2 protein-coding genes (1 of these 2 running past the window's edge) are annotated in these 1,715 nt (G+C 70.8%); one reads left to right on the top strand and one right to left on the bottom strand.

What is annotated here, in order from left to right; all coding sequences use genetic code 11:
- Nucleotides 1-995: the 5' portion of a DMT family transporter gene (locus tag ACFE67_RS06190; RefSeq protein WP_375405999.1), read on the bottom strand. 13 nt of this gene lie to the left of the window's left edge; the window shows 995 of its 1,008 coding nt (coding positions 1-995); the start codon lies at nucleotides 993-995; its stop codon lies off the left edge, out of view.
- A gap of 83 nt (nucleotides 996-1,078) precedes the next feature.
- On the opposite strand from ACFE67_RS06190, the gene ACFE67_RS06185 reads away from it, so the two are divergent.
- Nucleotides 1,079-1,633 carry a CGNR zinc finger domain-containing protein gene (locus ACFE67_RS06185; RefSeq protein WP_375405998.1) on the top strand — a complete coding sequence of 185 codons (555 nt, stop codon included), beginning with the start codon at nucleotides 1,079-1,081 and terminating at the stop codon, nucleotides 1,631-1,633.
- Nucleotides 1,634-1,715 lie beyond the last annotated feature (82 nt).

Raw genomic sequence — 1,715 nt, 5'->3', positions numbered from 1 at the left:
CGCGACGGCGGGAGTACCGCGTGACGTGGTGGAAGTACAGCGCGACGTGAGCGGCGCCGCGGCGGGTGATCGCCGGACGCCGCCTCAGGCTGCTCGCGCTGTAGCTTGACGAGCACGACGCCCGCGAGGATCAGGACGCCGCCGAGCAGCTGGATCGGCGCCGGCAGGTCGCCGAGCAGCACCCAGGCGGCGAGCACCGCGAAGAGCACCTCGAACAGCCCGACGAACGAGGCGACACGGCTGCCGAGCCGTGCGCCTCCCGCGATCCCGAGCAGGTAGGCGGCCGAGGTCGAGATCAGCACGACCACGCCGGCGGGGAGCCACCACGGCGCGACCACCCCGGCCAGCACGACGTCGCTGAACGCGAACGTGAGCGGGGTGACGCCGACCACCGCGAGCGCCACGAGCACGACGCATCCGACGGCCATCGACGCGGCGAGCAGCACGACGGGGTGCAGCTCGGGGTCGAGGCGGGCGTTGAGGACGTAGTAGATCGCGACGCCGATCGCCGCGGTCAGCGCCAGGAGCGGGCCGACCGGGTCGACACCGCCCGCGCCGCCGAGGTCGACCACGAGCAGCAGACCCAGGATCGCCAGCACCGATCCCGCGAGCACGCGAGCGCCGGGGCAGCGGCGCGTGCGCAGCCAGGTCCAGGCGACGAGCAGTACCGGCGCCAGGTACTCGATCAGCAGCGCCGCGCCGACGGGCATGCGGGTGATCGCGGAGTAGTAGAGCAGCTGCGTGCCGACGACCGCGAAGACCCCGTAGGCCAAGACCGTCGCCCAGTTCCGGAGGAGCACCGGCCAGCGGCCGCGCAGCAGCAGGAGCGCGGGGATCAGCAGGACGAGCACCGTGCCGACGCAGCGGCAGAGCACCGCGGCGGAGGAACTCCAGCCCGACTCGAGCAGCGGGCGGACGAAGGGGCCTCCGATGCCGAACGTCAGCGCTGCGAGGACGGCGAAGATCAGGCCGGTCGCCGGGTTCCTCTGTTGCATGATACCCCTTCGTGTCATGAGTCAAATCGCGTACACTCATGACAACGATCGGCAGCCTACCCGGGTCAGTCAGGAGTCACGACGTGTTCACTCATGACGTCGAGCTCAGCCTGCTCGCCGCGACGACGCTCGTGAACACGCTGCCCGACGCGTCGCACAGCGGTGAGGACGAGCTGACGACCCGGGAGCAGCTCGACACCTGGTTCGAGGGCGAGGGGTTCACCGGCGTCCGGCTGCACACCGCCGCCGAGCTCGACTCCCTCCGCGCGCTGCGGATCCGTCTCCGCGCGCTCTGGGCGACGGAGTCGGACAGGCAGGCCGTCACGATGGTCAACGCGATGCTTGCCGAGGGCGGTGCACGCCCCCGGCTGCTCGATCACGACGGGCTCGGCTGGCACATCCACGCGAACTCCCCTGACGCACCGCTCGCCGATCGCGTCATGGTCGAGATCGCGATGGCCTGGGTCGACGTGCTGCGGCAGGACGCGCGCGCCAGGATGAAGCGCTGCGCGGCCGACGATTGCGAGGCCGTGCTGGTCGACTTCTCCCGCAACCGGTCGAAGCGCTTCTGCGACGTCGGCAACTGCGGCAACCGGATGAACGTGCGCGCCTTCCGCGCCCGCAACGCCGCGAGCTGACGCGACTCCGCTAGTCGAGGTGCGAGCGCAGCGAGCCTCGAGACCACCCAGCGCGGACTTTTCATCTTTACGGAGTTCTGGT

This window comes from uncultured Amnibacterium sp. (genome assembly GCF_964244015.1).
Classification (GTDB): Bacteria; Actinomycetota; Actinomycetes; order Actinomycetales; family Microbacteriaceae; genus Amnibacterium.
This window is presented reverse-complemented; position numbering and strand designations above follow the sequence as displayed.